Source organism: Microvirga rosea (assembly GCF_020595095.1).
In the GTDB taxonomy this organism is placed as follows: Bacteria; Pseudomonadota; Alphaproteobacteria; order Rhizobiales; family Beijerinckiaceae; genus Microvirga; species Microvirga rosea.
On record NZ_JAJDOP010000007.1, the window covers coordinates 24079 to 49854 of the forward strand.

27 protein-coding genes, 1 pseudogene and 1 riboswitch are annotated in these 25776 nt (G+C 63.0%); of the genes and pseudogenes, 12 read left to right on the plus strand and 16 right to left on the minus strand.

Annotation, left to right across the window (positions count from 1 at the left end; all coding sequences use genetic code 11):
* Positions 1-10: 10 nt before the first annotated feature.
* Positions 11-227, plus strand: a riboswitch (cobalamin riboswitch).
* A 36-nt stretch (positions 228-263) separates the two neighbouring features.
* A complete protein-coding gene (locus LJD17_RS17205) occupies positions 264-2234 on the plus strand; it encodes a TonB-dependent receptor plug domain-containing protein (protein WP_227385440.1) in 1971 nt (656 codons plus the stop codon).
* Between the two features lie 9 nt (positions 2235-2243).
* On the opposite strand, the gene cbiB is transcribed toward LJD17_RS17205, so the two are convergent.
* The gene (cbiB, locus tag LJD17_RS17210) at positions 2244-3224 is read right to left on the minus strand and encodes an adenosylcobinamide-phosphate synthase CbiB (RefSeq protein ID WP_227385441.1); all 981 of its coding nucleotides are present in this window, start codon (positions 3222-3224) and stop codon (positions 2244-2246) included.
* Between the two features lie 20 nt (positions 3225-3244).
* Between cbiB and cobD the strand changes: the two genes are divergently transcribed.
* Together cobD and LJD17_RS17220 are read left to right on the plus strand one after the other, a co-directional pair.
* On the plus strand, positions 3245-4225 hold the full coding sequence (gene cobD / locus LJD17_RS17215; RefSeq protein WP_227385442.1) for a threonine-phosphate decarboxylase CobD: 981 nt from the start codon (positions 3245-3247) through the stop codon (positions 4223-4225).
* Positions 4226-4410: 185 nt separating this feature from the next.
* Positions 4411-5586 carry a transglycosylase SLT domain-containing protein gene (locus LJD17_RS17220; protein ID WP_227385443.1) on the plus strand — a complete coding sequence of 392 codons (1176 nt, stop codon included), beginning with the start codon at positions 4411-4413 and terminating at the stop codon, positions 5584-5586.
* Between the two features lie 29 nt (positions 5587-5615).
* On the opposite strand, the gene LJD17_RS17225 is transcribed toward LJD17_RS17220, so the two are convergent.
* Positions 5616-6872, minus strand: a complete 1257-nt coding sequence (locus tag LJD17_RS17225) for an MFS transporter (RefSeq protein WP_227385444.1) — start codon at positions 6870-6872, stop codon at positions 5616-5618.
* Positions 6873-7011: 139 nt separating this feature from the next.
* A complete protein-coding gene (locus LJD17_RS17230; protein ID WP_227385445.1) occupies positions 7012-7257 on the minus strand; it encodes a hypothetical protein in 246 nt (81 codons plus the stop codon).
* 207 nt (positions 7258-7464) lie between these two features.
* On the opposite strand from LJD17_RS17230, the gene ggt reads away from it, so the two are divergent.
* The 4 genes from ggt to LJD17_RS17250 all read left to right on the plus strand — a co-directional run bounded on the left by ggt (position 7465) and on the right by LJD17_RS17250 (position 11929).
* On the plus strand, positions 7465-9222 hold the full coding sequence (ggt, locus tag LJD17_RS17235; RefSeq protein ID WP_227385446.1) for a gamma-glutamyltransferase: 1758 nt from the start codon (positions 7465-7467) through the stop codon (positions 9220-9222).
* Positions 9223-9312: 90 nt separating this feature from the next.
* Positions 9313-10371 (plus strand): dTDP-glucose 4,6-dehydratase, encoded by a 1059-nt coding sequence (gene rfbB / locus LJD17_RS17240; protein ID WP_227385447.1) that lies wholly within the window; start codon positions 9313-9315, stop codon positions 10369-10371.
* 115 nt (positions 10372-10486) lie between these two features.
* Positions 10487-11674: an O-succinylhomoserine sulfhydrylase gene (locus LJD17_RS17245; RefSeq protein ID WP_227385448.1), complete on the plus strand. Its 1188-nt coding sequence runs from the start codon at positions 10487-10489 to the stop codon at positions 11672-11674.
* An 87-nt stretch (positions 11675-11761) separates the two neighbouring features.
* Positions 11762-11929, plus strand: coding sequence for a hypothetical protein (locus LJD17_RS17250; RefSeq protein WP_227385449.1), 168 nt, complete (start codon positions 11762-11764; stop codon positions 11927-11929).
* 482 nt (positions 11930-12411) lie between these two features.
* On the opposite strand, the gene LJD17_RS17255 is transcribed toward LJD17_RS17250, so the two are convergent.
* Together LJD17_RS17255 and LJD17_RS17260 are read right to left on the minus strand one after the other, a co-directional pair.
* On the minus strand, positions 12412-12843 hold the full coding sequence (locus tag LJD17_RS17255; protein WP_227385450.1) for a hypothetical protein: 432 nt from the start codon (positions 12841-12843) through the stop codon (positions 12412-12414).
* Positions 12844-12938: 95 nt separating this feature from the next.
* On the minus strand, positions 12939-13208 hold the full coding sequence (locus tag LJD17_RS17260) for a hypothetical protein (RefSeq protein WP_227385451.1): 270 nt from the start codon (positions 13206-13208) through the stop codon (positions 12939-12941).
* A gap of 779 nt (positions 13209-13987) precedes the next feature.
* On the opposite strand from LJD17_RS17260, the gene LJD17_RS17265 reads away from it, so the two are divergent.
* The gene (locus LJD17_RS17265) at positions 13988-14782 is read left to right on the plus strand and encodes a hypothetical protein (RefSeq protein WP_227385452.1); all 795 of its coding nucleotides are present in this window, start codon (positions 13988-13990) and stop codon (positions 14780-14782) included.
* Between the two features lie 459 nt (positions 14783-15241).
* On the opposite strand, the gene LJD17_RS17270 is transcribed toward LJD17_RS17265, so the two are convergent.
* The 8 genes and pseudogenes from LJD17_RS17270 to LJD17_RS17300 form a co-directional block, all read right to left on the minus strand.
* Positions 15242-16276, minus strand: coding sequence for an LPD7 domain-containing protein (locus tag LJD17_RS17270; protein ID WP_227385453.1), 1035 nt, complete (start codon positions 16274-16276; stop codon positions 15242-15244).
* Between the two features lie 77 nt (positions 16277-16353).
* The gene (locus tag LJD17_RS17275) at positions 16354-16623 is read right to left on the minus strand and encodes a hypothetical protein (protein ID WP_227385454.1); all 270 of its coding nucleotides are present in this window, start codon (positions 16621-16623) and stop codon (positions 16354-16356) included.
* A gap of 490 nt (positions 16624-17113) precedes the next feature.
* Positions 17114-17401: pseudogene (locus tag LJD17_RS24375) on the minus strand (relaxase/mobilization nuclease domain-containing protein); the annotation flags it as partial.
* A 499-nt stretch (positions 17402-17900) separates the two neighbouring features.
* Positions 17901-18110 carry a hypothetical protein gene (locus LJD17_RS17285; protein ID WP_227385456.1) on the minus strand — a complete coding sequence of 70 codons (210 nt, stop codon included), beginning with the start codon at positions 18108-18110 and terminating at the stop codon, positions 17901-17903.
* A 269-nt stretch (positions 18111-18379) separates the two neighbouring features.
* Positions 18380-18859 (minus strand): PfkB family carbohydrate kinase, encoded by a 480-nt coding sequence (locus LJD17_RS24110; protein WP_319799704.1) that lies wholly within the window; start codon positions 18857-18859, stop codon positions 18380-18382.
* The gene (locus LJD17_RS24115; RefSeq protein WP_264478460.1) at positions 18856-19323 is read right to left on the minus strand and encodes a 1-phosphofructokinase family hexose kinase; all 468 of its coding nucleotides are present in this window, start codon (positions 19321-19323) and stop codon (positions 18856-18858) included. Before LJD17_RS24115 ends, LJD17_RS24110 begins: the two co-directional genes overlap by 4 nt.
* A gap of 217 nt (positions 19324-19540) precedes the next feature.
* A complete protein-coding gene (locus LJD17_RS17295) occupies positions 19541-20092 on the minus strand; it encodes a pyridoxamine 5'-phosphate oxidase family protein (RefSeq protein ID WP_227385457.1) in 552 nt (183 codons plus the stop codon).
* 56 nt (positions 20093-20148) lie between these two features.
* The gene (locus tag LJD17_RS17300) at positions 20149-20346 is read right to left on the minus strand and encodes a hypothetical protein (RefSeq protein ID WP_227385458.1); all 198 of its coding nucleotides are present in this window, start codon (positions 20344-20346) and stop codon (positions 20149-20151) included.
* 264 nt (positions 20347-20610) lie between these two features.
* On the opposite strand from LJD17_RS17300, the gene LJD17_RS17305 reads away from it, so the two are divergent.
* The 4 genes from LJD17_RS17305 (at position 20611) to LJD17_RS17320 (ending at position 23313) form a co-directional block, all read left to right on the plus strand.
* Positions 20611-20892: a hypothetical protein gene (locus LJD17_RS17305; RefSeq protein ID WP_227385459.1), complete on the plus strand. Its 282-nt coding sequence runs from the start codon at positions 20611-20613 to the stop codon at positions 20890-20892.
* A 44-nt stretch (positions 20893-20936) separates the two neighbouring features.
* Entirely contained in the window at positions 20937-21920 is a 984-nt protein-coding gene (locus LJD17_RS17310) for a zinc-dependent alcohol dehydrogenase family protein (RefSeq protein ID WP_227385460.1), read from the plus strand.
* 64 nt (positions 21921-21984) lie between these two features.
* Positions 21985-22827 carry a universal stress protein gene (locus LJD17_RS17315; protein WP_227385461.1) on the plus strand — a complete coding sequence of 281 codons (843 nt, stop codon included), beginning with the start codon at positions 21985-21987 and terminating at the stop codon, positions 22825-22827.
* A gap of 48 nt (positions 22828-22875) precedes the next feature.
* Positions 22876-23313 carry a universal stress protein gene (locus tag LJD17_RS17320; protein WP_227385462.1) on the plus strand — a complete coding sequence of 146 codons (438 nt, stop codon included), beginning with the start codon at positions 22876-22878 and terminating at the stop codon, positions 23311-23313.
* 12 nt (positions 23314-23325) lie between these two features.
* Here LJD17_RS17320 and LJD17_RS17325 read toward each other — a convergent pair whose 3' ends face one another.
* From LJD17_RS17325 to LJD17_RS17335, 3 genes are all read right to left on the minus strand, one after another.
* Positions 23326-23589, minus strand: a complete 264-nt coding sequence (locus LJD17_RS17325; RefSeq protein ID WP_227385617.1) for a c-type cytochrome — start codon at positions 23587-23589, stop codon at positions 23326-23328.
* Positions 23590-23642: 53 nt separating this feature from the next.
* Positions 23643-24047 carry a hypothetical protein gene (locus LJD17_RS17330; protein WP_227385463.1) on the minus strand — a complete coding sequence of 135 codons (405 nt, stop codon included), beginning with the start codon at positions 24045-24047 and terminating at the stop codon, positions 23643-23645.
* A gap of 133 nt (positions 24048-24180) precedes the next feature.
* Positions 24181-25776, minus strand: a complete 1596-nt coding sequence (locus LJD17_RS17335) for an MBL fold metallo-hydrolase (protein ID WP_227385464.1) — start codon at positions 25774-25776, stop codon at positions 24181-24183.

Here is a 25776-nt window from a genome sequence, read left to right on the forward strand (position 1 = left end):
GCGACCGACTATGAGAGACAGAGACGTTGGTCCTCGAGCGATCGAGGTGAAACGGGAACACGGTGCGGACTTTCCTATGCCGTGGCTGCCCCCGCAACTGTAAGCGGTGAGCGGCGATCCTACATGCCACTGAATCTGCGGGCCCGACAAGCTCGAGATGATTTGGGAAGGCGGATCGCTCGCGATGACCCGCAAGCCAGGAGACCGGCCCGCGTCTGAATGTCAACTCAGATGCTCGCCGGCGGGGCGAGCAGGAGGTCTCCATGCTGATGTCTTCGCGCTGCCTCTTGGCAGCGTCCGTTTCCTTTTGCGCCCTTCTCTCCGTCGAGGCGCAAGCTCAATCCGTAGCCGAGCCTACGCTGATCCCCGATATCGTCGTAACCGCCACGCGCTCGCCTCAGGCGATCAGCCGCGCGGGCAGCTCCATTTCCGTGATCACGGGAGAGGAGATCGCCAAGGAATCCCCCAAGAACATCACCAATGTCCTGCGCCGGTCTCCTGGTCTTTCCGTAACGGAAACGGGAGGGCCTGGCGGAACGACTGCCGTTCGCATCCGGGGCGCGGAGGCGCGTCATACTCTCGTTCTGATCGACGGCGTACGAGTCAACGATCCGTCATCGGGGTCCGGCGAGTTCGACTTCGCCAATCTCGAAGCCGTCGATATCGAGCGCATCGAAGTCCTGCGGGGCCCGCAATCCGCTCTTTACGGCTCCGACGCACTAGGCGGCGTCATCAACATCATCACCCGCAAGGGCAAAACGCCGCGGGCCGTCGTCAGCGCGGAAGGTGGGTCTTACGGCACAAAGGCCACGCGGGCGGCCGTCTCCGGCTCGTCCGGTCCCGTGAACTATGCCTTTTCGGCAACCGGTTACGACACGGCCGGATTTTCACGTTACGGCTACCGGATCGGCCGTATCGAGCGTTTGCGGGCATGGCCCCTGGAAGCCGATTCCGCCGTGCGACTGGGTGCGTCAGGCCGCGTCGGGATTGCCTTGTCGCCCGATGCGCAGCTGGAGGTCGGCGGATATTCCAGCTACAACGGCGCACAATATGATGCGGGGTTCGGATCTGCCCCGGATACTCCATCCCAATCGCAGCAGCGGCTCTTCGAGGGCCACACGAAGCTGACCTTCAACACGTTCGAAGGCATTCTGCGTAACACCTTCCTCGTGTCGGGAAGCCGCACGAACCGCCACTACCGCGACGTGAGCTATTTTGGCGCTCCGCTCGTCACCAACTGGTCGAACACGGGCTACACGGGCGATCGTGTTTCGGCGGAATACCAAGGCGACCTGCGGCTCGGGACCTTCGGGCTCCTCACGTTCGGCGCGAAACTGGAACGGGAACGCTTCGTATCGAGCGCACGGGACGTGCTGCCGGTCGCGAGCCTGCCCCGCGTCACCGACGATGCTTCCCGTGACACGCGTTCGATCTATGCTCTGCACCAGATCACCTTGTTCGAGAACCTGCACCTTTCCTTCGGCGGGCGCCTTGATGCCATCGAGGATGGCGACCGTTTCGGAACGTGGCGAGCCACGGCCGCTTACGAATTCCCCACCTACGGAACGACCTTGCGGGCGAGCGTCGGCACCGGCGCCAAGGCGCCCAGCCTGTTCCAACTCTATGATCCGATCTACGGCGTCGCCGATCTCAGCCCCGAACGCTCGATCGGCGCGGATATCGGCCTCGATCAACGCTTGCTCGATGACCGGCTGACCTTGTCCACCACCTTCTTCGCCAACAGGTTCAAGGATCTCATCGACTTCAGTTTCGATCCGGCCGCATGTCCCCCGAGCAATCCCTCCGGCTGCTATCTGAACATTGCCCGGGCCCGGACATCCGGCGTTGAGCTGTCTGCGGATGTTGATGTCATTCCGACTCTCTTACGCGTCAAAGCCGTCTACACACACACGGATGCATTCGATCTCGAAACGCATCTGCGCCTTGCACGGCGTCCGCAAGATGAAGGCCGCCTCGGGCTTATCGTAACGCCGATCGCGGGCCTTTCGATCGAACCGACCGTGATCTTCGTCGGCAAGCGCTACTCGTCGAAGGACGAGCAGAACGAGCTGGCGTCTTACGCGCGCTTCGACATCTATGCTGATTATAAGATCAACGAAACATTCAGCATGTATGCGCGCGCCGAGAACCTGACCAACGCCCGCTATCAGGATGTCTACAACTACGGCACGGCTGGCCGCTCGTTCTACGCGGGCCTGCGCGCAACCTGGTAGACGCAAGCCTTATGCCAGCACAGCGGCCAGCAGGAGGACCAACAGGCCCGCCTGCAGGCCGCACGCCATTCTGTAAATCCGGAGGGCACGCCGAATGTCCCTTGCGCCCGCATGCGGCGTGCCATCTCCCATCCAATGATCCTCGACGATGACGCCGCCATAGATGCGCGGGCCCGCAAGCCGCAGCGACAGGGCGCCGGCCATCGCCGCTTCGGGCCAACCCGCATTGGGAGACCGATGGTGACGCGCATCTCGACACACAGCCTTCAGCGCCGCAACGGCACTGCAGCCCGGCAAGAGGGCTGCCGCGAGGATCAGGAAAGCTGCGGAAAGACGCGATGCCGGGAGATTGACCCAGTCATCGAGCCGTGCGGCAGCCCACCCATAGGCTTCATGGCGCGGCGTCCGATGCCCGATCATGCTGTCCGCCGTATTGATGGTCTTGTAGAGAACACCGCCCGTCATCCCGCCGAGGGCGGTGTAGAAAACGGGAGCGACGATTCCATCGGAGAAATTTTCAGCCAGGCTTTCGATGGCCGCCCGCGCCACGCCAGCCTCATCGAGGGAAAGAGGATCGCGCCCCACGATATGGGACACGGCCTGGCGGGCGTCGTCGAGACCTTGATCGAGACCCGTTGTAACGCGAGAGACATGATCGTGCAGGCTGCGCTGCGCCATGAGACTGCTGGCAAGAACGCCCGAGGCCAGAAACCACCACGTGCCGAGCCATTCGTGCAAAAGCCGATCAAGGCTCCAGGCGGCGCTTCCGACGATCGCGATCAGAACGAGCAATGCGACAACCCCGTGCCGGCGCCGGACCGAGGGAGTTCTCGCGGGATCGTTGAGGCCTTTCTCGAGCCACGCAATGCCTGCGCCGATCCATGTCACCGGATGGCCTAGGCGTGCGAACAGCCAGGAGGGATAACCGGCCACGGCCTCCACGGCGAGGGCGGTCAAGACGACAGGAAGTCCAGCGGATATGAAGAACATTGAACTTGGAGCAAACGGCCATGGAACACGGCGGCAACCTTCATGACGCAAAAGCGCGCTTTCCGGAAGCGCCCGAGCCGTGGATAGACCTGTCGACGGGCATCAACCCGCGCACATATCCAGCTCCGCCTCTCGATCCGGAGATCTTCCGCCGCCTGCCCTCGCCCCGGCAGGTTCAGGATCTGGAAGGGATCGCGGCGGCCTCCTACGGTGTCGCGGCGACCTCGTCGATCGTCGCCGCGCCCGGATCCCAGGCGCTGATCGGCCTTCTGCCACGTCTTCGCAGCCCGGGACGCACCGCGATCCTTGGCCCGACCTATGCCGAGCATGCCCACCGCTGGGCACGGGAGGGCCATGACGTCGTCCAGGTTCGTACGCTGGAGGAGGCTCTCGGGGCGTCCGCCGATGTGGTCATCGCCGTCAATCCCAACAATCCGGATGGCCGGATCATCCCGGCGGCGCATTTGACGCAGGCCGCCGAGCAGCTCGCACAACGGGGAGGCTGGCTCATCATCGACGAAGCCTTCGCGGATCTGGAAGACAGCGTGTCGGTCGCAGGGCTTTCCCTTCCGAACACCATCATCCTCCGCTCCGTCGGAAAAGCCTATGGCTTGGCCGGCCTGCGGCTTGGTTTCGCGGTCACCTGGCTGCAAATGGCCCAAGAAATCAGGGGCAGTCTCGGGCCCTGGGCCGTCTCAGGACCGGCGCTCGCCATTGGAGCGAAGGCCCTTCGGGACTCGGCCTGGCTCGCCGGGGAGCAGGCCCGCCTGCGCACGGACGCCCTGCGGCTCGACGAACTTCTGAAAAGCGCCGGCTTTCAAGTTTGCGGCGGAACCTGCCTGTTCAGGCTTGGCCGTCATCAAACCGCACCGCTCCGCTTCCATCGCCTTGCCCATGCGGGAATCTGGGTCCGGGCCTTCGATTTCGACCCGACGATTCTTCGCTTTGGTATACCAAAAGAAAAAGACTGGCTTCGTTTAAGGAATGCATTGATCAACTAAAGCATTATCTCGATCCCCTCCGTTTAAATGGCGACTTCCGGTCGCAGGAGAAAATATATTTGGAACCCGTAAGGTTAAGCTGACCTATTCTTGACATATCAGGAGGTCACCAAGAGCGTGTTCAAACCATAAAGGACCGCACGCCCGCTTCGGGGTGACGCGGCATTTCTTTGGGGGCTTCCTGCATGACTGTCGACCTGACAGCGTCTCACGACGCTCGCCAGCCACTCAGCCTTTGCGATTCCAACGATCCGGTCTTCTGGCTCACCCCGCGTGATGCGGAGGAAAAGGCGGACGCTTCGCCTCTCCTGCGCTCCCTTGTCCGGCTGACATCGAGCCTGGGACTTGGGGCCTGCCTGACCGTCGCGACGGCGTCGGCGGCCATTGCGCCTGCGGCCGCGGCCGGAAAGGACACGCTTTCCGCCCAAGAGCCTCAGATGACGCCGCCGGCGGCAGCCCCTATCGATCTGTCGGATCTGACGGCCTCCGGGACGATCCAGGTTGCGGCCCTCGAGCCGAAAGCCCTGGAGCCGAAAGCCCTGGAGCCGGCAGCCCTCGACCCTCTGGAGGCGATCACTCCCGCCGAGCCGGCAGACACCCGGAACGTCCGGGCGCGGATCATCACCTCCATGCCCATGACCACGACGCCCGAGACCGTGCGGAACGATGGGGAGCGGGCCGACGATCACGTGACCTTCGACACCATGCGGGTGCCGCGCTGGATCGTCGACACCATCCTCCGCGCTTCTGAAGAAACCGGCGTGGACCCGGTCTACATGATGGCTCTTGCGGACAAGGAATCGAGCTTCTTGCCGCAGAACCGGGCCGCAACCTCGTCCGCCGAGGGATTGTTCCAATTCGTGACGGGCACCTGGCTGGAGGTCGTCCGCTCCTTCGGTGCCAAGTATGGCTACCGGGCGGAAGCCGAAGCGATCCAGGTCGAGGACGGACAGCTGAACGTTTCCGAGGACAATATGCGCAACCATATCCTCGGGCTTCGGCGCAACCCCTACGTATCGGCCCTCATGGCCGCGGAAATGCTCAAGCGTGACCGCGCCAAGATCGAAAGCAGGCTTGGCCGCACCATCACCCGCTCCGAGTTCTACCTGTCGCACTTCTTCGGGGTTGAGAGCGCCAGCAAGTTCATCGCCCTTCTCGACTCCAAGCCGAAACAGAGCGCTCCGCGCGTCTTTCCGGCCGCCGCCAGGGCCAACCGCACGCTGTTCTTCGCCAAGGCGGGACGGAAGACGAAACAGCTCTCGGTCGCTCAGGTCTACGACAAGATCGACGACATGATCGACAAGCGCCTCAATCGTTACGAGGACGTATCGACGGTCGCCGTCTCCGATTCCAGCTTCTAGCGCTCAAGCACCACCGCGGCGGCATCGCCTCATTCATCTGCGGCAACCGGTTGAGAGGACGTACCCTTCTCGACGCGGGGCGCCATGACGGCGGTTGGCGAACTTGTCGGCGAGACATCGACGAACCCGCCTTTGGCCGGTTCGCGCCTCTGCCTGCGGATACGCACCACCACGAAGATCGCAAGGAAAAGGCAGACCACGCCGGAATAGATAAACAACCCTCCAGGCCCCAGGGACGTCATCGCCATCGCGCCGAAGAGCGGCCCGACCGTCACGCCGACGGCCCACGAGAAAAGCAGGGTCCCGATTGTCGAGATGATGTTCTCCGGCTCGACGATATCGCAGGCATGCGCGACGCACACCGAATAGATGCACAGGGCAAAGCCTCCCCAGGCGGCGAAGGCCCAGATGATCACGGCTCCTGCCCCGCTCATGCTGGCAAGCAGAATGATGACGGATACGACGCTCGTTCCGGCCGCAAGACCCGCGATCACATAGCGCCGGTCGGAACGGTCTGAGAGCCAGCCGAGGGGCCACTGAAGGAGAAGGCTTCCGGCCTGCAGGGCAAACAGCAGGGCGGCGGCCTCGCCCTGTTTCAAACCAATGCTGGTGCCGAACACCGGGGTGATGGCGATGACCGGGCCGTTCACCAGCCCGACGATGAAGGAGCCGACAACCGCGGACGGTGCGGCCAGGAACAGGTTCTTGACGCGAATCCGGACGCTTCGCGGAGCGGGAGGCTCCTGCGTCGTGGTAGCCGCGATCGGCAGAAGCGACAGGGACATCAGCGCGCTTGCGGCCATGAAAAGCCCGTCGGACCGGATATCGCCCAAGGCGATGCCCAGAGGCGACAGCATTAGGGCGATCTTTGTGCAGATCATATAGATCGACAGGATACGGCCGCGGTGGCTCGACGTCGCCCGAGCGCTGATCCAGCCGTCGGTTGCGGTAAAGACGCAGGCAAACGTCACTCCGGTCAGGCCGCGGAGCACCACCCATTCCAACGTGCTGTCCGCCTCCGTCATGATCAAGATGACGACGGCCGCGATAGCCGCGAGGCTCGCGAAGGCTCGGATATAACCGACATGCCGGATGAACGCCGGGGCCAGAAAGCAGCCCGTCGAGAAACCGAGACCATAGGCTGCCGCTACGATACCGATGGACGTAATGGAGAGGCCGGCCGACTGCATCCGCAACGGCATCAGAGCTTGGAGCAGGCCATTTCCCGACTGCAACAGCGTGGTCGCAGCCGTAACGGCCCAAATCAGGGAAAGGGATGAGTTCACAATGAGCGGCAGCGGTGAAGGCGCGCAGGCGCGGGATGTCTCCTAAGAGACTCCAGCCCTCTCAAGAGATCAAGAGTCCTTCTCGCGTGTCGGCTTATGTTTTTAGACGTGCCGTCAGCCAGGGAGTCTCGGCAGACGGTCAAAGAACCCGGTGTGAATCGCGGGCCCTCTTCTGGAAGCTGGCGAAAAGATAGAAACCGTTGAAGCGAACGCCGGTGGCGGCCGCCTTGTCGTCGAAGCCGAGGGGCATCTGGCGCAGGCTCTCGACCTTCCCGGCGAACTCCCACTCGGGGGCGATCACGAACCGGGGGACGGATCGCTCTTCAGGCACCGCGCAGGACAAACCTTCGGGACCCGTGTTTCTAAAGAGATTGTAAGCAGACATGTCGATCCTCCTCGATCGTTTTCGACGCGAATCGCAACACTTACGGGCCAGAACTGTGCTGGCACACCTAGGCGGGAATGTGTTCTTGCTGCGCCCCGGCAGGGGCATGAGGCTGAAAGGGAGTGGCGGCGGCGGGTTATCTTTTGTTAGGCTCCCATTCTGCCCGGCCTTGGCCGGAAGAAAAAGAAACCAAAGGGAGTAGCCGACATGACTGTTCGAGCCTTGCGATGGTTGAATGGGGTGGGACTTGGTCTCCTGGCCTGCGTACCTGTGATGTCCCTCGCCGTCGCCCAACCTCTTGCCCCCTCCCCGGAAGCACCGACCGGCCGATCCGCGAAGTCGGTTACGGCAGCCACGAAAGATATGGTGGCGGCCGCCAATCCGCTCGCGGCGCAGGCCGGGCGCGAGATCCTCGCGGCCGGAGGCAGCGCGGTCGATGCGGCGATTGCCGTGCAGCTCGTCCTCAATCTGGTGGAACCGCAAAGCTCCGGTATCGGGGGCGGCGCCTTCATGGTTTTCTGGGATGGTCAGTCGATGACGACCCTCGACGGGCGGGAGGTCGCTCCCGCCGCGGCCAAGCCAGAGCGTTTCCTCGGTCCTGACGGAAAGCCGATGAAATTCTATGAGGCCGTCGTCGGAGGACGGTCGGTCGGCGTTCCGGGAACCGTGCGGCTTCTGGAAACCGCCCACAAGCGCTGGGGCAAGCTTCCGTGGAAACAGGTGATGGAACCGGCGATCCGTCTGGCGGAGGATGGCTTTGCGATTTCTCCGCGTTTGAACGGCCTTCTCTCTCAGGAAACCTACCTGCCCAACAATCCTCTCGCCCGGGCTTATTTCTATGAGGCTGACGGGAAGCCCAAGGCGGTTGGGACGATTCTCAAGAATCCGGCCTTTGCCAAGACTTTGCGCGCGATCGCGGACAACGGGGCGGAAGCCTTCTATACGGGAGAAATCGCCGAGGACATCGTCGCGACCGTCACCAGCCACCCCACCAACCCGGGCGACATGACCCTGGACGACCTGAAAGCCTATAAGGTCGTGGAACGGGACCCGGTCTGCGGATCGTACCGCACCTACAAGGTCTGCGGCATGGGCCCTCCGAGTTCCGGCGCCATTGCCGTACAGCAGATCCTCGGCATTCTCGAAACCAAGGACATGGCGGCCATGAAACCAGGGCCGGAAGCCGTGCATTGGATCGCTGAGGCTGGACGCCTCGCTTTCGCGGACCGCAGCCTGTTCGTGGCGGATCCGGCTTTCGTATCGGTGCCGGTCAAAGGCCTGGTCGATCCGGGTTACCTGAAAGGCCGCGCAGCCCTGATCGACGCCAACAAGTCCATGGGCAAGGCCAAGCCCGGCGACCCGCCGTTTCAGAAAACGTTCCTTTGGGGACCCTCGGACGGGATCGAGTTCGGAACGAGCCACATGTCCATCGTGGATCGGAACGGCCAAGCCGTTTCGATGACGACGACCATCGAAGATGGGTTCGGCTCCCGCCAGATGACGAAGAGCGGCTTCCTGCTCAATAACGAGCTGACCGATTTCTCCTTTGCGACCGTGGAGGACGGCAAGCCCGTGGCCAACCGGGTCGAACCCGGCAAGCATCCCCGCAGCTCCATGGCGCCGACCATCGTGCTCGACCAGGACAACAAGCTCTATGCCGTGGTCGGCTCTCCGGGCGGCAGCCTGATCATCAATTACGTGGCCAAAGCTCTCGTGGGCCTTCTCGACTGGAAGCTGGACCCGCAGGTTGCCGCCGATCTTCCGAATGTGGGGAGCCGCAATGGTCCGACCGAGCTCGAGGCCGGAACCGAGGCGGAAGCCTGGAAGGCCGCCCTTGAAGCCAAGGGCCACGAGGTCAAACTCATCGACCAGAATTCGGGCATCCATGCCATTGTGGTTACGCCCGCAGGGCTCGTGGGCGGCGCCGATAGCAGACGGGAGGGCGTTGCCATCGGCAACAACTGAGCGTCATCATGCGTCTTGCATTCCTCTCCCGCTTAAGGCGAGGAATGCTCTCTCTTCTCGAGACGATCACGCACTGAGCGAAGGGGCGTCATGAAGCGTTTTCTAGTCACCGGCGGAGCCGGGTTCATCGGCTCCGCGGTTGTCCGCATGCTCATCCGCGAGACGCCTTATACCGTGCTTGTGGTCGACAAGCTGACCTACGCAGGCAATCTGGACTCCCTGAAGCCCGTCGCCAACAATCCGCGCTACCAGTTCGAACAGGCGGATATCGCCGATGCCGAGCGCATGCGCGCCGTCGTGGCGGCCTTCAGGCCGGACGTCATCATGCATCTGGCGGCGGAAAGCCATGTGGATCGCTCGATCGACGGGCCGGGGGAGTTCATTCAAACCAATATCATCGGGACATATGCGCTCCTGCAGGCCGCGCTCGATTACTGGCGCGGCCTCTCGGCCGAAAAGCAAGGAGCCTTCCGGTTTCACCACATTTCCACCGACGAAGTGTTCGGATCCTTAGGGGCGGATGGCTTTTTCCATGAAGACTATCCCTACCAGCCCACCTCCCCCTACTCAGCCTCCAAGGCTGCGTCGGATCATTTGGTGCGGGCGTGGCACCACACGTACGGGCTGCCGACCCTCGTCACCAACTGCTCCAACAATTACGGCCCCTACCACTTTCCCGAAAAGCTGATCCCGCTGACGATCCTCAATGCGCTCGAAGGAAAGCCCCTGCCCGTCTATGGCAAGGGCGAGAATGTGCGTGACTGGCTCTTTGTCGACGATCACGCCCGTGCCTTGATCCTGGCGGCGGAGAAGGCGGCCCCCGGGTCGAGCTACGCGATCGGAGGTCATAACGAACGCCGCAACATCGATGTGGTGCATGAAATCTGCGCAATCCTCGACGAGATCGCTCCCAGCCGAACCATCGGCCGGCGCAAGAGCCTGATCACTTTCGTCAGCGACAGGCCCGGGCATGATCTGCGCTACGCCATCGATGCGGCTAGGATCGAGCGTGACCTTGGCTGGCGTCCTGTCGAAACCTTCGAGAGCGGCCTGCGCAAGACCGTCGAGTGGTATCTGTCCAACCAGGAATGGTGGGAGCGGGTGCGATCGGGCATCTATCGCGGCGAGCGCCTGGGCCTGTCAGCTTAAGATTGCTCTTCCGGCGAGGCTCGCGAGCAATTTGTTCTCCAGCGCATAGTAAGGCTGGACAAATTCTTCCAAAGGGACGATTGTTCTTTTTAGAGAACAGCCTCCCTTGAGACCGATGACTGACGCACCTGACGGCTACCACCTCGAAACCCGCCTTGTCCACGACGGCCAGAAGCGAACGCCCTATGGGGAAACGTCCGAGGCCCTGTTTCTGACCCAAGGCTTCATCTACGAGAGCGCCGAGACCGCCGAGCGCCGTTTCCTCAATGAGGAACAGGGCTACAGCTATACGCGCTACTCCAATCCCACGATTACCATGTTCGAGGAGCGGATGGCCTCCTTCGAAGGTGCGGAGGCAGCGCAGGCAACGGCAACCGGCATGGCGGCCGTCACGGCTGCGATGATGGGGCAGGTCCAGGCTGGCGACCATGTGGTTGCCGCACGGGCCCTTTTCGGCTCCTGCCGCTGGATCGTCGAGGATCTTTTTCCGCGTTTCGGTGTAGGCTGCACGCTCGTCGACGGCCCCGACCTCGATGCATGGCGACAGGCTGTCCGGCCGGAAACCAAGGCGTTCCTGCTGGAAACACCCTCCAATCCGAGCCTGGAGATCATCGACATCGCGGGCGTCGCCGCCATCGCGCACGAAGCCGGGGCGACGCTGACGGTCGACAATGTCTTTGCGACGCCCTTGTTTCAGAAACCGCTGGCTCTCGGCGCCGACTGCGTCGTGTATTCGGCCACCAAGCATATCGATGGGCAAGGCCGATGTCTTGGCGGCGTCATCCTTGCCTCGACGGAGTTCATCGAGACCAAGGTCCAGCAGTTCCTGCGCATGACGGGCCCGTCCATTTCGCCCTTCAATGCCTGGGTCCTGCTCAAAGGGCTCGAAACGCTGCCGTTGCGGGTCGAGCGCCAGACGGAAACGGCAGGTTTTCTCGCAGACGCTCTCCACGATCACGAAAGCGTCCGCCGGCTGATCTATCCCGGACGGCCCGATCATCCCCAGGCGGACCTGATCAGGCGGCAGATGAGCGGCGGCTCCACGATGATCGCCCTCGACATCGAGGATGGGAAGGCCGGCGCTTTCCGCTTCATGAATGCCCTGCGGCTGACCAAGATTTCCAACAACCTCGGAGACGCCAAGAGTCTCGTGACCCATCCGGCCACGACGACCCATGGGCGCTTTACCCCCGAGCTACGGGCCGAGATGGGCATCACCGACGGCCTCGTGCGATTGTCGGTAGGGCTTGAGCATCGCGACGATCTCCTGGCCGATCTTCGTCAGGCATTGGAGCAGGTCTGACCCGCGGGCGCTTGCAATCACCCGCAATCATTGTCTTGCCACAGTTGCGGCCAACCTTCTCCATCCCGCGTGATGGGAGGAGACGACATGAACGTTCACGGACGCAACTGGACTCTCGAAGACACGCATGCCCTCGTGTCTCTCGCCAAGGAAGGTATGCCGGTTTCAGTGATCAGCCTGAAGCTGAAGCGTTCGTTGGCCGATGTCCTGACCAAGCTCAACGAACTGGGTCTCGCTCCTCCGGTCGAGGCGTAGCGCCGGAGCAACCGACGTTACAAATCTCACATCCGATTTCGATCCGACTCGGTCGGCTTTTCCGCGACAGGACGCAGAACTTTTCTGCGCTGCCCCACGAAGAAGCGCCTCCAGGCTGGCTTTCTGCCGGTCGGAACCCGGACGTTTCCTTCACGTTGGCCTCACAACCACTTCAACCTGGAGGCCATGCTTATGATTTGCGCATTCTGTCAGCAGGACGTGAAAGACCCCTGCCACAACACCCAAGAGATGCAGCAACGGGCCAGCGACCACATCGACCGCTGCGAGCATGCGCTCGAACGGCAAGGCGGCGGCGGACACCCCCAGCGGGCCCCATCGACGGATATGGAAAGCGGCGGTCGGCGCTGAGAACCACCCGAGACCGATGTTGTTGAGAAAGCGGGCGCAAGGCCCGCTTTTTCGTGTTCGAAGCGCTGCTGTCTGGCCGGCTGCAGGATCTACCGACCGGTCCTGAGCATCAATCACTGCGACGAAGGTGCGGAAGACGGCGCGGCTGAGGAACCTCCTGCGCTTCTCGGCTGCGACTGTACCCGGTCGAACATCCGCAACGCCGCATCCACGCAAGCCTGCGTGGATTCCCGGTCGCCGCACACGACGCGCAGCTGCGTGTCGCCACTGCGCACGAAGAAGCGCGCATTGCCGCCCGAGCGATCGTCTTCATCCTCATCGCGAACGCGGGAGCCGCGCATGTCGTCTCGGTTCCGGTCCCATCGGCTATAGCCGTCATACCAGCGGCCCCGCGAATCATCATCCCGATCCCGCGAGATGGATTGGCCCATGGCCGACGTGCCGATGAGCGTCATGGTGGCGGCTGCCAATATCAGGACCTTGCGCATATGAATCTCCATGAGAGCGACCGTGAGGATAGCATCGGGCACCTTATCAAGGCGCATCTCAAGCCGCGATGCTCGGGTGAACCGGCAAAACGAAGGGAGGTTCCAAGCCGCATCCATATCCATGGACGGCCTCTATGGACGGCCTCTTGGCCTCAGCGATGCCGCTCGCCGGTTCTGGCCGCAGCGGCTCTTCCGGTACGGCGCGCAACTTCCTCTGCCACGGCCGTCCAGAACAGGACGCCCCGTGGACTGTTCATAACGCGGCAATATTCCGCTTGGCGGTGAGCCTGAGCGAGAGCATCGCGCCCCTCATAGGCCAGGAGGCAAACAGCCTCATACTCGACGGCGGTGAGGCCCTCGGACCGCCGACGCCCCAACAACCGGGCCATGAGGGTGCGAAGGGATTGCAAAATGCGGCGCATGAATCATTGAAGCCGATGTTCTTCCGATCTTGCAAGCGTGGCAGATCGACCGATGCGCGCTCCCGATCCCGGAAATGCAAAAGCCCCGCAGAGCGGGGCTGAAGCCTTACAAACCTTTGGCGCTCCCTAGGGGACGGACAGGGAGAATCAGGATCAAGTGATTGAAAAGGCTGACTTCTTTCCAGAGGCCTGTGTCGACACCTGTGTAGGCAAACGTGGCTGAACTGTCAACGTTTGGAGACCCGTTCAGGAACTCGCGACGCGGGGAGTTAGACTGCCTTGGGTGAGCAGCCCTGGTACCGCCCGTCATTGCCTTCTATGTCGCTGGAAGGGGGATAGCGCCGTCCTTGGATAGAACTCTACTACCTTTTATAAGGTTACCCGCAACGAGATCTGCTGGGCTGGGTTAGGGGACCAAATTGGACGAGGACTTCCAGAGCATTCCAACTACGGACTTCACTGTCTCAATTGATACCACTACCGACCCTCAAGGACAGCGGGTGTATTCCTTCGGCGCATCCTGCTCCTCGCCATTTCCCTGGGCGATCTATGGGATCTGGTGTCTTCCTCAGGGGATCCCCGCGGGAGTATTCGGGTCTGAGCCAGCACCCCAGCGTCCTCATCACACTTGCATTCCAATCCTCATTGCATCCGACCAGCGTGCAATGTGGGGCCGTAAATGCCCCAAGTGTGCCGGGTACTGGAGGACTGCCGCGCCAGGTCTGATCACAAATGCAGTCTGTCCCTACTGTGGGGTCCACATCGAGCCTCATCTGTGCTTGAGCGACGCCCAGGTAGCCTTTGTCGAATCCTGCTGTGCTTTCTATCACCACGTGCAGAGCCTGGACCGAGATGGAGAGTTCTCCATCAAGGTTGCAGATTTGATCGAAAAAACGCACGGCTCCCGTGACGAAGGTAAAACTGCGCCCCCCAAGTTCTTCGTCGAGGTGACACGCCAGACCCGTTTCAGTTGCGACGCATGTGGAACCCAGAACGACATTCTGGGAAGGTTTGGGTACTGCTCCACCTGTGGAACTCGGAACGATATCCAGATGCTGGAGCACGATATCGAGGCGATCCGGACGGAACTTCTTGGAGGCGGCAAGACAACCATAGCACTCAAGGAAGCAGTGGATGTGTTCGATTCTGTAGGTCGAAACCATGCACGGCAACTTGTTGCGCACGTACCAATGACCCCTGCCCGCAAGGAAAAATGGGGCAGAGCCAACTTCCAGCAGATCGACAAGATCCCGGAAGATCTGAAGCGCGATTTCGATATTGATGTCCTGAAGAAAGTCAGCCCCTCCGACGCGGAACATGCCAAGATCATGTTCCATCGTCGACACGTCTATACGCACAAGGGGGCGACCGTGGACCAGAAATACATCGATGACAGTGGCGACACCTCTGTCACCGTCGGGCAACTTCTTAAGGGAGAAAAGAAGGAAGACATCATTCGGCTAACCCAAACCATCATGAAGATGGCTAGGAACCTACGTGATGGTTTCCATTCCATCATTCCTGTACACGAGCAGCCGATTGCCTACCATGCCAATCGGAAGGTGGTTAGGTAGGGTAGCGATGTGAGAGCAGGCTGCGGGGACCAATGCCGCGTCCTGCCGGCCAGCCTGCCAGTCTCCCGGGAGGCGGCAGCGCCCCTGATGTTTGGGCAGCCGATGCTCTAAGGATTCGGCGCCCAGCATCGCGCCAGCGGCGGAGACATTGCGACGGACATCGCCGTAACTCATTGGCGAGACGCTGCCATCCGTCCTCGGAAACGGTCAGGAAATACGCCTGCAACGCCACGTCCTGTGCGATGCCGAGATGATTTCCGAGAACCGGACACCACAACGCCCCTGGCTTCCGGAGACGACGCCAGTGCTCCGACTCCCTCGCTGTCTTCTCATCACACCTGATCCATCCGCCAACACCTGGGGCCACTTCCTCAAGCCGCACGTATTCGGCAGCAGGAATCCGTCCTGCCGCTCGTTCGAAGACATACCTGCGCAGCAGTTGGGCCTCGGGATCACGCATCAGGGCGCATCCAAGGGCGCAACGGTATGCTTGGCCGCATCAGCACCGAGGTTCTTCGGCGGCAGATCGAATCCAAGACGGCTGGATTTTCCATCATGATCCTCTGCTCTGCGCCCCTCGATCTGTTCCATCTCCTGTCGGCCAAGAGCCTTGAACCGATGGAGTTCGGGAACGACATCGGCGAGCTCGGATTGGGCCAATTCCAGGCGCTGATCATCATCGAGGTATGAGCCGACAAATGCCTGGAGCTCTGGAGGCAGACGGCCGAGTGCCGCGGGGTCACCCCGAGTCCCCGCGAGGAGGTCCTGGGCCTCCCGGGCGCCGGCCCGCACAAGTCCAATGGTCTCAGCCTGCACCTTGGATGTTGCGGTCTCCTTCGCCCATGCCTGCTGTGCAGCGTCGGACGGGTGGCAGCCCTCGAGCACGACACCCTGGCGCTGAGCTTCAAGCCAAACGCGGTCCTGATCAGCCTGCGACCAAGGGCCTGTCAGCACGGCGCCCCCACCCCAAGCCTCGCGCGCCTTCGTGACCAAGGCCTTGATTGCGTCGTCACTGACGGGGCCGTGAATCTCCAGTTGATCTCCTGTGTCGCGGATCCTCGATGAGCCGGCACTGATCCAGCATCCGTCCGGTGCGGCCGTTGCGCTGTAACCGCGATCCTGCCACCACCTTGCCAAGGCTTCTGCCTGAGCCTCGGACAGGCGCTCCTGGCGGCGTTCATGGGAGTTCTTCGCGATCGTGGCCGTGCGCGTCAGACGTTTGGTGCCCCAGTTCCCAGAGGCCGCGAGGGCGGCCGCCAAAGCATCGGAGCGCCCCCGGGGTCCCCATGCCCGAACGACGCCTGCTGCCTCGTCGATCTCAACCCAGCCGCCATCCCTCAACATAATTCTGCTGGTTCGCTGGCTAGGGCTCGCAGGCCTGATCAGGTGGAGATCATCGCGCCAAGCGGCCGCATCGAATCCTTTCGGCGCCACGTCAGAGAGGAGCTGCGTTTTGTAGTCGAGACTGCGTGCTGGTTTCAGTCCGTGTGCCATCAATGCGCCTCCGCTCAGTGAACCGTGTACATTATTGGACCTCCTGCTGCCGGCCGCGAGTGCGGCTGCCTGGATAGTCAATTCCCGGACGTCGAGGCTTGCGAGGGCTGCGACGGCAGTACGCTGGCGGAGACGGCCTCGAGGCGTGCGAGAACCTCGCTCTGGTTCTGCAATGTGGACAGGATTGAGCCGAGAAGGTTCTGGATTTCGTCCAACGGGTTCTTCTCGTCCTTCTGCTCGGCCACGAGCGAGAGGAGCGGCAGAAGCTGCTGCGAGGTCTCCCGGGCTATTCTCGCCTCGCGGTAGATCGCCTCGGCCGGACTGGGTTTCTGCTTGGGGTCTGCCATTACGAGCCTCCTCGATTGTAGGAATGTGGAACCCTGAGAGACGGGCGCGGACTGCCGCCGCGGTGATGCGGTCGCCGTCCTTGCGGGCGGCCGCAGACAGGCTGCGCGTCAACCCGTGGGTCGCCCCGGAACGGTCGACGAGGACAGGACCACGGGTCCCCGCAGCGAGGCGTAGGCCCAAAGGCCGAAGTGCCGCCGCGAATGTGGCGCCGTCGTCTGACGCACGCCACGCCGCGAGTACGCGAGTGCGAACCTCTGCTAGCGCAACGCCAGTGCGCTCGGCCTGCGCACGTTCCCGGGGAGATGATGTGGCGATGGGTCGGCTCCCATCGAGAAGGCCGGCAGCTTCCATTTCCGCAGCGACGTCGGCCCGTCCTTCGCGCTTGAGCGACTGGGCAACGGCACGGTTGTGCTTGCCCTTCGTCCAGGCCAAACCGCACTCGTACTCCACAAGGCGGCTGATCTTCTCCCGCCTGGCGTGATCATGCCTCAGATTGGCGACCCGTCCGTCAGAGCCGACAAGAGACCACACAACATGCCAGTGATCCCGACCTTCCTTGTGGTGGCGGACACCGCAGCGGTGCGCTTCGGTAAGGCCAAATTCCAGTTCGTAGAGATGGAGGAAGCACTCCATCACAGCCGCTGGATCAGAACAGTCAGGCGGTGGATCGATGTGGACGTGATGGATCGGGCGATCCGTCCGGCCGTGCGCCGCAGCCGCGACCAGCTCACGGAGTTGTCCGCCGAGATCGGCGGCGGCCAAGCCCCGGGATTCCATGAGTTCCACCTCCTGTCCTTCCTTCCGGGACAGGAGGTGGCTGGCAAGCGCGGGGCCCCCTTGTCCCCGGGTGGCGCCCGCGATCACGCCCGGTCCCCATGACCAAGTGGGCCCATCAGGGCAGGAATCTCACGGAGTACAGACACGATGGCCACAAGGTCAGCTTGGATCGACCGCAATCCCCTCAGGACCGCCTCGGCTTCGGCGTGTGAATCCATGGTCCCAAACTCCCGGAAAGATCGAGCGAGCTGGATCGTCGCTCCCGTGGCTCGACCGACCTCCCCAGTCAGGCGTGCGATGACTGCTAGGTCTTCTGGAGGTACAACGGCCGGGCGACGTCGGGCAGATGGCGGCAGTGAACCGACATCACTACAGCCGGGAAGTGCGCGGACCAGGGCAGCGCGTACCCATCCAGTGGGCGAGATGCCCTCGGCAGTTGCGGCAGCATCAAGAGCGACTGCCAAGCCTTCAGAGAGCCGCACGTGCACTGCCCGCAGGATCATGCAGACGCCCTCGGGTCATCAGCGGCCCTTCGCGCCAGGCGCACGCCCATCCAATATGCGTGCGTCCTTTTCCAGCGGGCCAAGGCCGCATCACGCTCCGCCTCGCCGACTTCGCCGCAGAGAAAGGCAAGCACGGTGGCGTTCACTTCGTCCGTGGCTTCCTCCATGATTTCGTCGAGGACGGCTATGTCCGCATCACACATCATCGCTTGTCCTTTCATTCGGCGGGGCCGACAGCGGTGGGGTCAACGGGGAGGCATTGCCTCCCTTTGCCGGCTTGGGGATGAGCCTCGAAGAGGCGGTATCACCATGGCTGGCTATCTCATGGTGTCTGCCGGCGGAAAGATGGACAAGCCATAGAGATACCGGAGGTCCTATCTGAGACAGCCGGGTGCAATTCCTTGAATCTGTGGCGCCCCGGGAGGCGCATGTCGGTCGTCGACGGGGGCACTCGCAGACAGCCAGTTGACCCTGCTCAGCGGATTGAAGCACCTTCGTCACCCTGCCCGTGGACGACCACCTGAAAGAGGCGCTCGACGTCCTCACGCCTGACCAACCCAGTGCCGGGGTTCAGGACAGCCGCGGTTCCCGCGGCGACACCCCATCGAAAAGCTTCCCCAGGCGCGGCGCCGCCCGCCAAGGCGAGCGTCATCGCAGCGAGGAAACTGTCGCCGGCACCCACGGCACTGCGGACGTCCACCTTCAGGGCGGGAAGCCTCTTGGGTCCGCTGGCCTGGGCCAGGAGAGCGCCCTCACGGCCCATTGTGACGGCAAGGAAATCGACGCGGCCTGACCGGACCACCTCCATGGCGGCGTCCTCTTGGGCCTTCGGGTCCTTCAGGCTGCAACCGACGAACTGCTCGAATTCACCCAAGCTCGGCTTGGCAAGATGAATGCCGCCGGCCGCGATGGTCTCGCGGAAGGCCCGGCCGGAAGTATCGAGGACGAATTTCACCCCCCCCTCTCCCGCGCGATGGCGGCGACCCGAACATAGAAATCCGCGGGAACGCCCTTGGGGACGCTGCCGCTTGCCACGAGAAACTCGCAATCCAGGGTGCCCAGCACCGCAAGAGCGTCCTGCCACTCGGAGGCTCCAACCTCAGGCCCCTCGGGAACGAAACGGTACTCGAGCCCGGTGCTGCGTTCGAAGACGGTGTGACTGACCCGCGTATGATCCTTGATCGCGACTCGCCTCCCCGCGAGCAGTTCCTCGAGCCCGGCGCCGGTGACACCTCCGGCCAGGTAGAGCGCGAGCGACGGGCCGCCGAGTTCCTGGATCACGCGTGTGACGTTGATCCCGCCGCCACCCGGTTCGTAGCGCTCGTTGGTTGTGCGCACCTTGTGGATCGGGCGCACGGCTTCGGCCTCGCTGGATCCATCGATGGCCGGGTTGAGGGTCAGGGTCACGATCGGCTTCATGGCTGGGATCACCTCCGCATTTCATCTGCGAGGATTCTCGCCGAAGTGCATGAGCCCGGGAGAGCCATGATCCTGTGGCTCGCGGGTCTGAACGCCCGATCGCCTGTTGGCACCAGTTCGTCCTGCGGGACGGCACGTTGCGGCGCATGAGCGCGGTCCAGGGAAGGCATGCGCTCCCGGGATCGGAAGCGCGCTGGCCCTCATGGCCAAACGGATCCTATCGGGTGGTCGTCCGCGTCCAGGCGGGCGGATCGCTGGCCGGGAAGGATTCCTCGTCGGCCTCCTCGACGATGTCCAAGACGTCCTCCGGGGCATCGGCAACGCTGACGAGATCGGTGTGTCCGAAACCCTTGGTGTAGTCGAGCACCGAGATGACGGTCGGCGTCACGCGGAAGATGCGGACCTCCTCCGGGCCCGGCATCGGCCCCGGCAGGGAGGTCTGCTCGGGATACTTCCGCACGAGCATCCTCATCACCTTGGCTGCCTCGGCCACGTCGGTCACTGCCCGCGCATGTCCTGCCATGGATAGGCCGCTGATCGCCATGATATCCGACGTGTCGTGGTCAATCGTCAGGGACACCCGGTCATCCCGCGCGAGATTCTTCGCCTTCTGGCTGTCCAGGCCGCACAGAAAGTAGAGGGTGAGGCCCTCGCTCGCGTAGCCGACGGTGGTCGCCTGCGGCCAGCCGTCGGGCCGGAGGGTGGCCACCGTCATAATCCGATGCTGCTCCAGCAGCGCCAGGATCTTTCGTCTGATTTCCTCGTCCATCTCCCGCCTCCATGATGGTGCGCAATCCAACGCGGACGGAATTGATAGGAAGTCGACTATCGGGACCTCTGCAAGCCGTTGAGCCGAGCCGTCCAGTTGGATGGCCAGAAGGCCAGCACGCCCACGATGAGTGTGAGCAGCAGGAGTCCTATCATTGCCTGGATGATCCCGAAGTTGGGCGCGTCCTCAGCGACAACCCAGCCTGTCACGGCACCGGCGGCAATCATCAAGAGACGGACGACCCAGGAGATCATGTCCTCCTCCGTCGGCTGAAGGCTGCACAGGATCCGTCTGCTCCTGCCTTCTATGAGACTGCCTCAGTATAGCACCTATTCGTTTGCCTGGTTTGATTCAGATCAAGGCAGGCTCAAGCGACGCTGCTCACCATTGTGCTGTCTCGTTCGAGTTCAAGAATTGCCGGCCGCCAAGCTGCCTCAGGTTCACCGAATTGTTCTGCTTAACCTGGGTTAGTAGCTTAGGTGGACGCTGTAACAACCAGAACACCAGCGGAGGGAGCCATGCCGACAGATGTGCAGCACCTGCGCTTCCAGGAACAATCGCACACCGATCAAGTGTATTCACCCGACATTCTACCCCGGCTCCAGTCGCTCCTGGCCAACCTGGCGGACATCGACCTAGCCTGTGAGCAGGCGCTCACAGCCATCGAACGCGGCCTCGGCGATGAGAGACTCAAGCGCAGGAAGATCGCCCAGCTTTGGCAAGATCATCAGGACCGCCGCGCACCCTACGTAGCGGCGCTTGAGGAGCTACAGGCGCAGGTCAGGGACTGCTTCGAGTAATCAGGCGCGGCCCTGAAACTGCCCGATGAGAAGAGGTCCGGTCCATGAAGGCGATGGTCCTCCACGAGGTGCGCACGCCCCTTCGTCTTGACGAGCGGCCCCTGCCCTCACTGGGTCCAGGCGAGATCCGCTTGGTGGTGGAAGCCTGTGCGGTCTGCCGCACCGATCTTCACGTGGTGGACGGTGATCTCGCAAATCCCAGTCTGCCGCTTGTTCCCGGCCATGAGATCGTCGGGAGGATCGATGCGCTCGGCGACGGCGTGACGGGCTTGCGCATCGGCGAGCGTGTCGGCGTTCCCTGGCTCGGACACACATGCGGTCATTGTCCCTACTGCACCTCCGGACGTGAGAACCTCTGCGACGAGCCGCTGTTCACGGGCTATACCCAGGATGGCGGCTTCGCGTCCCATGCAGTCGCCGACGCAGCCTACGCCTTCCGCTTGCCGGATGATGGCAATCCCGTTGCCCTGGCCCCGCTCCTCTGTGCCGGCCTGATCGGCTGGCGCTCGCTGGTGGCCGCGGGTCCCGGTGAGAGGATCGGCATCTACGGGTTCGGAGCGGCGGCTCACATCATCACCCAGGTCTGTACCTGGCAGGAACGGCATGTCTTCGCCTTCGCGCGCCCGGGCGATGTAGCCGCCCAGGATTTCGCGCGCTCGCTCGGCGCTGCCTGGGCCGGGGGTTCCGATCAGGAGCCTCCCGAACGTCTCGACGCGGCGATCATCTTCGCGCCCGTGGGCGAGCTAGTGCCCCTGGCGCTCCGTGCCGTGCGAAAGGGTGGCCGCGTCGTCTGCGGCGGCATCCACATGAGCGACATCCCGCAGTTCCCCTATCGGCTTCTCTGGGAGGAGCGACAGGTCGTCTCCGTCGCCAACCTGACCCGCCAGGACGCCGTGGATTTCCTGGCGATCGTCCCCAAGGCCCGGATCAGGACACAGACGGTGCGCTATCCCCTGGAGGCCGCCAACGAGGCCTTAGACGACCTGCGGTCGGGACGGCTCCAGGGGGCCGCGGTCCTGGTCCCCTGATGCAGGATGGGAACAGAAGTCATTGCGTCCAGAAGCCGAACCATAGGTTCAGAGGGAGGAATCCATGCTCCAGAACATTCGCAGCATCCTGATCGGGATTACGGAAGAAGGCGAAGCCGAGGAACGCTCGTCCGCCCTGTCCTACGGGCTTTCGCTCGCCCGGCAGGCGGACGCCCATGTGACCGTCCAGGCTGCCTCCCTGAAGCTCACCTTGACCCATGCCTTCATCAGCGCCTTCGCCGAAGGGCTGGTGGCCGCCGAGAACCGCCGGCTCGATACCCTTGCACGCGCGGCCGCCGACTCGTCCCAGCGGGCCGCCGCCGCATCGGGAGTTACCTGCACCACGCAGGCGCCGCAGCTTGCCTATCCGGCTCTCATCAGGAGCTTCAGCTCCCTTGCCCGCGCCCATGATCTCACGGTCCTCGACGCAGAGCCGATTGCCCTGGCCGTCGACCGCGGACTGATCGAGGCCGTGCTCATGGACAGCGGGCGGCCTCTCGTCGTCGTGCCACAGGGTCGCGAAGCCTTCACGGCAGAGAGGATCGTCCTGGCGTGGGACGGCAGCGCCAAGGCGGCGCGTGCCCTCAACGACGCCCTGCCGTTCCTGCGGGCGGCAACGCAGGTCGAGCTGATCAGCGTCACGGGCGAGAAGGACCTGGAGCACACGGTGCCCGGTGCTGAGATCGCACCGCATCTCACCCGTCACGGCGTCACGGTGGATGTCCTGGCCCTGCCGGCCATGGATGGGGACGTGGCCGAGACCTTGCGCAACCATGCCCACCTGACGCGGGCCGACATGATCGTCATGGGTGCCTACGTCCATTCACGCCTGCGCGAAATGGTGCTCGGCGGCACGACGCAATCCCTGCTCAGGAACGCCCCGGTGCCCCTGTTCCTATCCTACTGACCGGAGAGGCCCGGCATTCGCGCACACTCTTCACCGAGGGAGGTCCGCATGTACAAGAACATCCTGATTGCCACCGACGGCTCGTCCCTGGCGGCCCGAGCCGTCGAACACGGGGTCAACCTCGCCAAGTCACTCGGTGCCAATGTCCTGCTCCTGACGGTCACCGAGCGCTTCCATGTCTTCGCGCTCGAGGCCGATCAGTTGGAGGAAACGTCGGACTCGTTCAGGGAGCACATGCGGAAGCAGGCCGAGCGCACCCTGTCGGAAGCGTCCGAGATCGCGCGCAACCTGGGTGTCGAGGCCACGACGCTTCAGATGGAGGACGACGCACCCTATCGGGCGATCATCCGCATGGCCGAGGATCACGTCTGCAACCTGATCGTCATGGCTTCGCATGGACGCGGCGGGGTCTCGGCTCTCCTTCTCGGGAGCGAGACCATGAAGGTGCTCGCCCACTCGAACATTCCGGTCCTGGTCGTGCGGTAACGACGCCGGGTCCTACCCCTGGATGGAGTTCAGGTAGGCGATCAAGTCGTTGATCTGGGCGGGGTCGAGCTGGAACTGGGGCATGGACGGATGGCCTGTGGTGATGCCTTCGGCAAAGGCCTCGGCGAGGTCCTCGACGGGATAGCGCGTGTGCAGGGTCCGGAAGGGCGGTGCCTCCGGAATGGGACTGTCACCGAACCGTCCGATGGCATGGCACTGGGAGCAGTTCGTCTGCGCGAACGTGAACCCGCGCTGCACACGTCCCGATTGAGCCATGACGACCGACGAGGCGAAAGCGAAGAAAAAGCCCAAAAGCATGAGCCGCCTCATCATCGATGCTCCCCTGCCCTGCCGCGTTCCGCTGGCGTCACCGAGACGACCTGGAACGTAAAGGGCTTCCCATCATCGTCCTCGATGGTGATGTATTCGCCTTCGGCAAAACGGTGCTGATGCAAGCGATAGCCCGCCTCTTCGTCGCCGAGCCGGCCCTGGTTATAGTCGATCATCCAGGTCGCTCCGCCGGCTCCGCCGGGCCTGTGGACCAGGACACCCTGACGCTCGCCTTCATTCACCCAGAAGCGGCGGACCCGGCAGTGATCTCGTTTCACTGCCCATTCGTCCTGATCGAGATGCCCCTCCGCATCGAGCGGCGCAGTGATGTCGTAGCCGTAACGGGAACTTCCCTCGGGAAACTGCTTGTTGCGGGCCAAGTGTAGCGTGACGTGATGGAGCATCGGTCCCTCCCCGATATGGCCGCATCTTTCAATAGGACATGCCATTGTGGCAGAGCTTAGGGAGGTCCGCGCACTGCCACCTTGATCCTGATCAACAAGCAGCAGGACTGGGATCACAAAAATCGATCCGAGGCTATTCGCGGGCTCCGTCCCTTAGGGCTTCTCTGATGCGCCGGATGATGACTCCCTTCGCGTTCCTGCCGGCCGCCACCTCCATGGCGTCGTTGATTTCGAGAAGCAGCTCTGCGTAGTCGTTGTGCCAGTCTCGATGGCCCGCGCTCGCGGCCGGCAGGCGCTCCTCATGGCGTTCGATCTGGACCGCTCGATCTCCCGCCAGATCATAGACATCGTCGATCTCCGGGATGATGGCCCCGGGCACGCGCTCGAGGTCGGCGAGGGACGCTTGCAGCGCCTTGAGGGGTGGATCCTCTCCATGCACGAGAAAGACCCCGCGCAGGACCGGGAGGCGCTCAGCGAGCCAGGCCTTCAGCTCGGGCCCGTCCGCATGCCCGGAGTAGAGGTCGAGCGTCCGCATGCGGGCACGCACCTTCACCTCCTCACCGTGGATCCGGACCTTCGAGGCGCCGTCCTGAAGGATACGTCCGAGTGTTCCCTGCGCCTGGAAGCCCACGAAGAGAACGGTGGCCTCGTCGCGCCAGAGCCAGGCCTTCAGGTGATGCCGGATCCGGCCCGCCTCGCACATGCCGCTCGCCGCGATGATGATGTGGAAGCTATGGATGCGGTCGATGGCCTTGCTCTGCTCGACGCTCTCGGTGAAACGGACCCAGCGGGACTCGAGCGCCTGCACCAGGTCGGCGCCGTTCCTGAGTTCCCCCGCATGCCGCTTGAAGATGGCGCTGGCCTTGGATGCCAGGGGTGAGTCGATGAAGATCGGGATATCTGGCAGTTCACCCGCTTCCATCAATTCCATGAGATCGACGAGAAGCTCCTGCGTCCTCTCGACCGCGAAGGACGGAATGAGCAACACCCCGCTCGGATGCATGGCCGCGCGGACCTCGTCGCGCAGCATCCAGCGGCGGTGTTCGATGGTGGTGCCGGCCCGGTCCGTATCGCCATAGGTGGACTCGAGGAGGACGTAATCGAGGTCCCTCGGGCCGTCCGGGTCCGGTTGCAGGAGCTTGTGGTCAGGGCCGATATCGCCGGAGAACAGGAGGCGCGTCGGCTTCCCGTCCTCGCCATGCGTCACCTCCATCTCGATGGAGGCCGAGCCCAGAAGATGACCCGCATTCCAGTAGCGGGCCCGGACACCGGGAGCGACATCCTGCCATTGGCCGTAAGCCACTGGCCGGAACTGCGTGAGGGACGCGACGGCATCCTCCTCCGTGTAGATCGGGGACACTGTCTCTCGCCCGCGGCGGCGGTTGCGGCGGTTGAGTTGGTCCACCTCCATTTCCTGGATGTAGCCGGAATCCGGCAGCATGATGGACGCAAGATCGGCCGTTCCGGCCGTTGCGTAGATCGGGCCGTCGAACCCGGCCTTCACGAGCTTCGGCACGAGGCCGCTGTGATCGATGTGGGCGTGGGTGAGACAGAGCGCGTCGATCCCTGCGGCGCGGAAGGGAAAATGCTGATAATTGAGTTCCCTTTCCTCTTTTGATCCTTGAAACATGCCGCAATCAACCAAGACGCGAGCTGCCTCCGTCTCGAGCATGTAGCAGGATCCCGTCACGGTTCGGGCGGCGCCGTGGAAGTGAAGGCGAAACGACAA

Bases quoted from the DNA above. Each gene is read 5' to 3' on its own strand.
- LJD17_RS17205 (WP_227385440.1), top strand. From the start codon at position 264: ATGCTGATGTCTTCGCGCTGCCTCTTGGCAGCGTCCGTTTCCTTTTGC.
- cbiB (WP_227385441.1), bottom strand. From the start codon at position 3,224: ATGTTCTTCATATCCGCTGGACTTCCTGTCGTCTTGACCGCCCTCGCC.
- cobD (WP_227385442.1), top strand. From the start codon at position 3,245: ATGGAACACGGCGGCAACCTTCATGACGCAAAAGCGCGCTTTCCGGAA.
- LJD17_RS17220 (WP_227385443.1), top strand. From the start codon at position 4,411: ATGACTGTCGACCTGACAGCGTCTCACGACGCTCGCCAGCCACTCAGC.
- LJD17_RS17230 (WP_227385445.1), bottom strand. From the start codon at position 7,257: ATGTCTGCTTACAATCTCTTTAGAAACACGGGTCCCGAAGGTTTGTCC.
- ggt (WP_227385446.1), top strand. From the start codon at position 7,465: ATGACTGTTCGAGCCTTGCGATGGTTGAATGGGGTGGGACTTGGTCTC.
- rfbB (WP_227385447.1), top strand. From the start codon at position 9,313: ATGAAGCGTTTTCTAGTCACCGGCGGAGCCGGGTTCATCGGCTCCGCG.
- LJD17_RS17245 (WP_227385448.1), top strand. From the start codon at position 10,487: ATGACTGACGCACCTGACGGCTACCACCTCGAAACCCGCCTTGTCCAC.
- LJD17_RS17250 (WP_227385449.1), top strand. From the start codon at position 11,762: ATGAACGTTCACGGACGCAACTGGACTCTCGAAGACACGCATGCCCTC.
- LJD17_RS17255 (WP_227385450.1), bottom strand. From the start codon at position 12,843: ATGCGCCTTGATAAGGTGCCCGATGCTATCCTCACGGTCGCTCTCATG.
- LJD17_RS17260 (WP_227385451.1), bottom strand. From the start codon at position 13,208: ATGCGCCGCATTTTGCAATCCCTTCGCACCCTCATGGCCCGGTTGTTG.
- LJD17_RS17270 (WP_227385453.1), bottom strand. From the start codon at position 16,276: ATGGCACACGGACTGAAACCAGCACGCAGTCTCGACTACAAAACGCAG.
- LJD17_RS17275 (WP_227385454.1), bottom strand. From the start codon at position 16,623: ATGGCAGACCCCAAGCAGAAACCCAGTCCGGCCGAGGCGATCTACCGC.
- LJD17_RS17285 (WP_227385456.1), bottom strand. From the start codon at position 18,110: ATGATGTGTGATGCGGACATAGCCGTCCTCGACGAAATCATGGAGGAA.
- LJD17_RS24115 (WP_264478460.1), bottom strand. From the start codon at position 19,323: ATGAAGCCGATCGTGACCCTGACCCTCAACCCGGCCATCGATGGATCC.
- LJD17_RS17295 (WP_227385457.1), bottom strand. From the start codon at position 20,092: ATGGACGAGGAAATCAGACGAAAGATCCTGGCGCTGCTGGAGCAGCAT.
- LJD17_RS17300 (WP_227385458.1), bottom strand. From the start codon at position 20,346: ATGATCTCCTGGGTCGTCCGTCTCTTGATGATTGCCGCCGGTGCCGTG.
- LJD17_RS17305 (WP_227385459.1), top strand. From the start codon at position 20,611: ATGCCGACAGATGTGCAGCACCTGCGCTTCCAGGAACAATCGCACACC.
- LJD17_RS17310 (WP_227385460.1), top strand. From the start codon at position 20,937: ATGAAGGCGATGGTCCTCCACGAGGTGCGCACGCCCCTTCGTCTTGAC.
- LJD17_RS17315 (WP_227385461.1), top strand. From the start codon at position 21,985: ATGCTCCAGAACATTCGCAGCATCCTGATCGGGATTACGGAAGAAGGC.
- LJD17_RS17320 (WP_227385462.1), top strand. From the start codon at position 22,876: ATGTACAAGAACATCCTGATTGCCACCGACGGCTCGTCCCTGGCGGCC.
- LJD17_RS17325 (WP_227385617.1), bottom strand. From the start codon at position 23,589: ATGGCTCAATCGGGACGTGTGCAGCGCGGGTTCACGTTCGCGCAGACG.
- LJD17_RS17330 (WP_227385463.1), bottom strand. From the start codon at position 24,047: ATGCTCCATCACGTCACGCTACACTTGGCCCGCAACAAGCAGTTTCCC.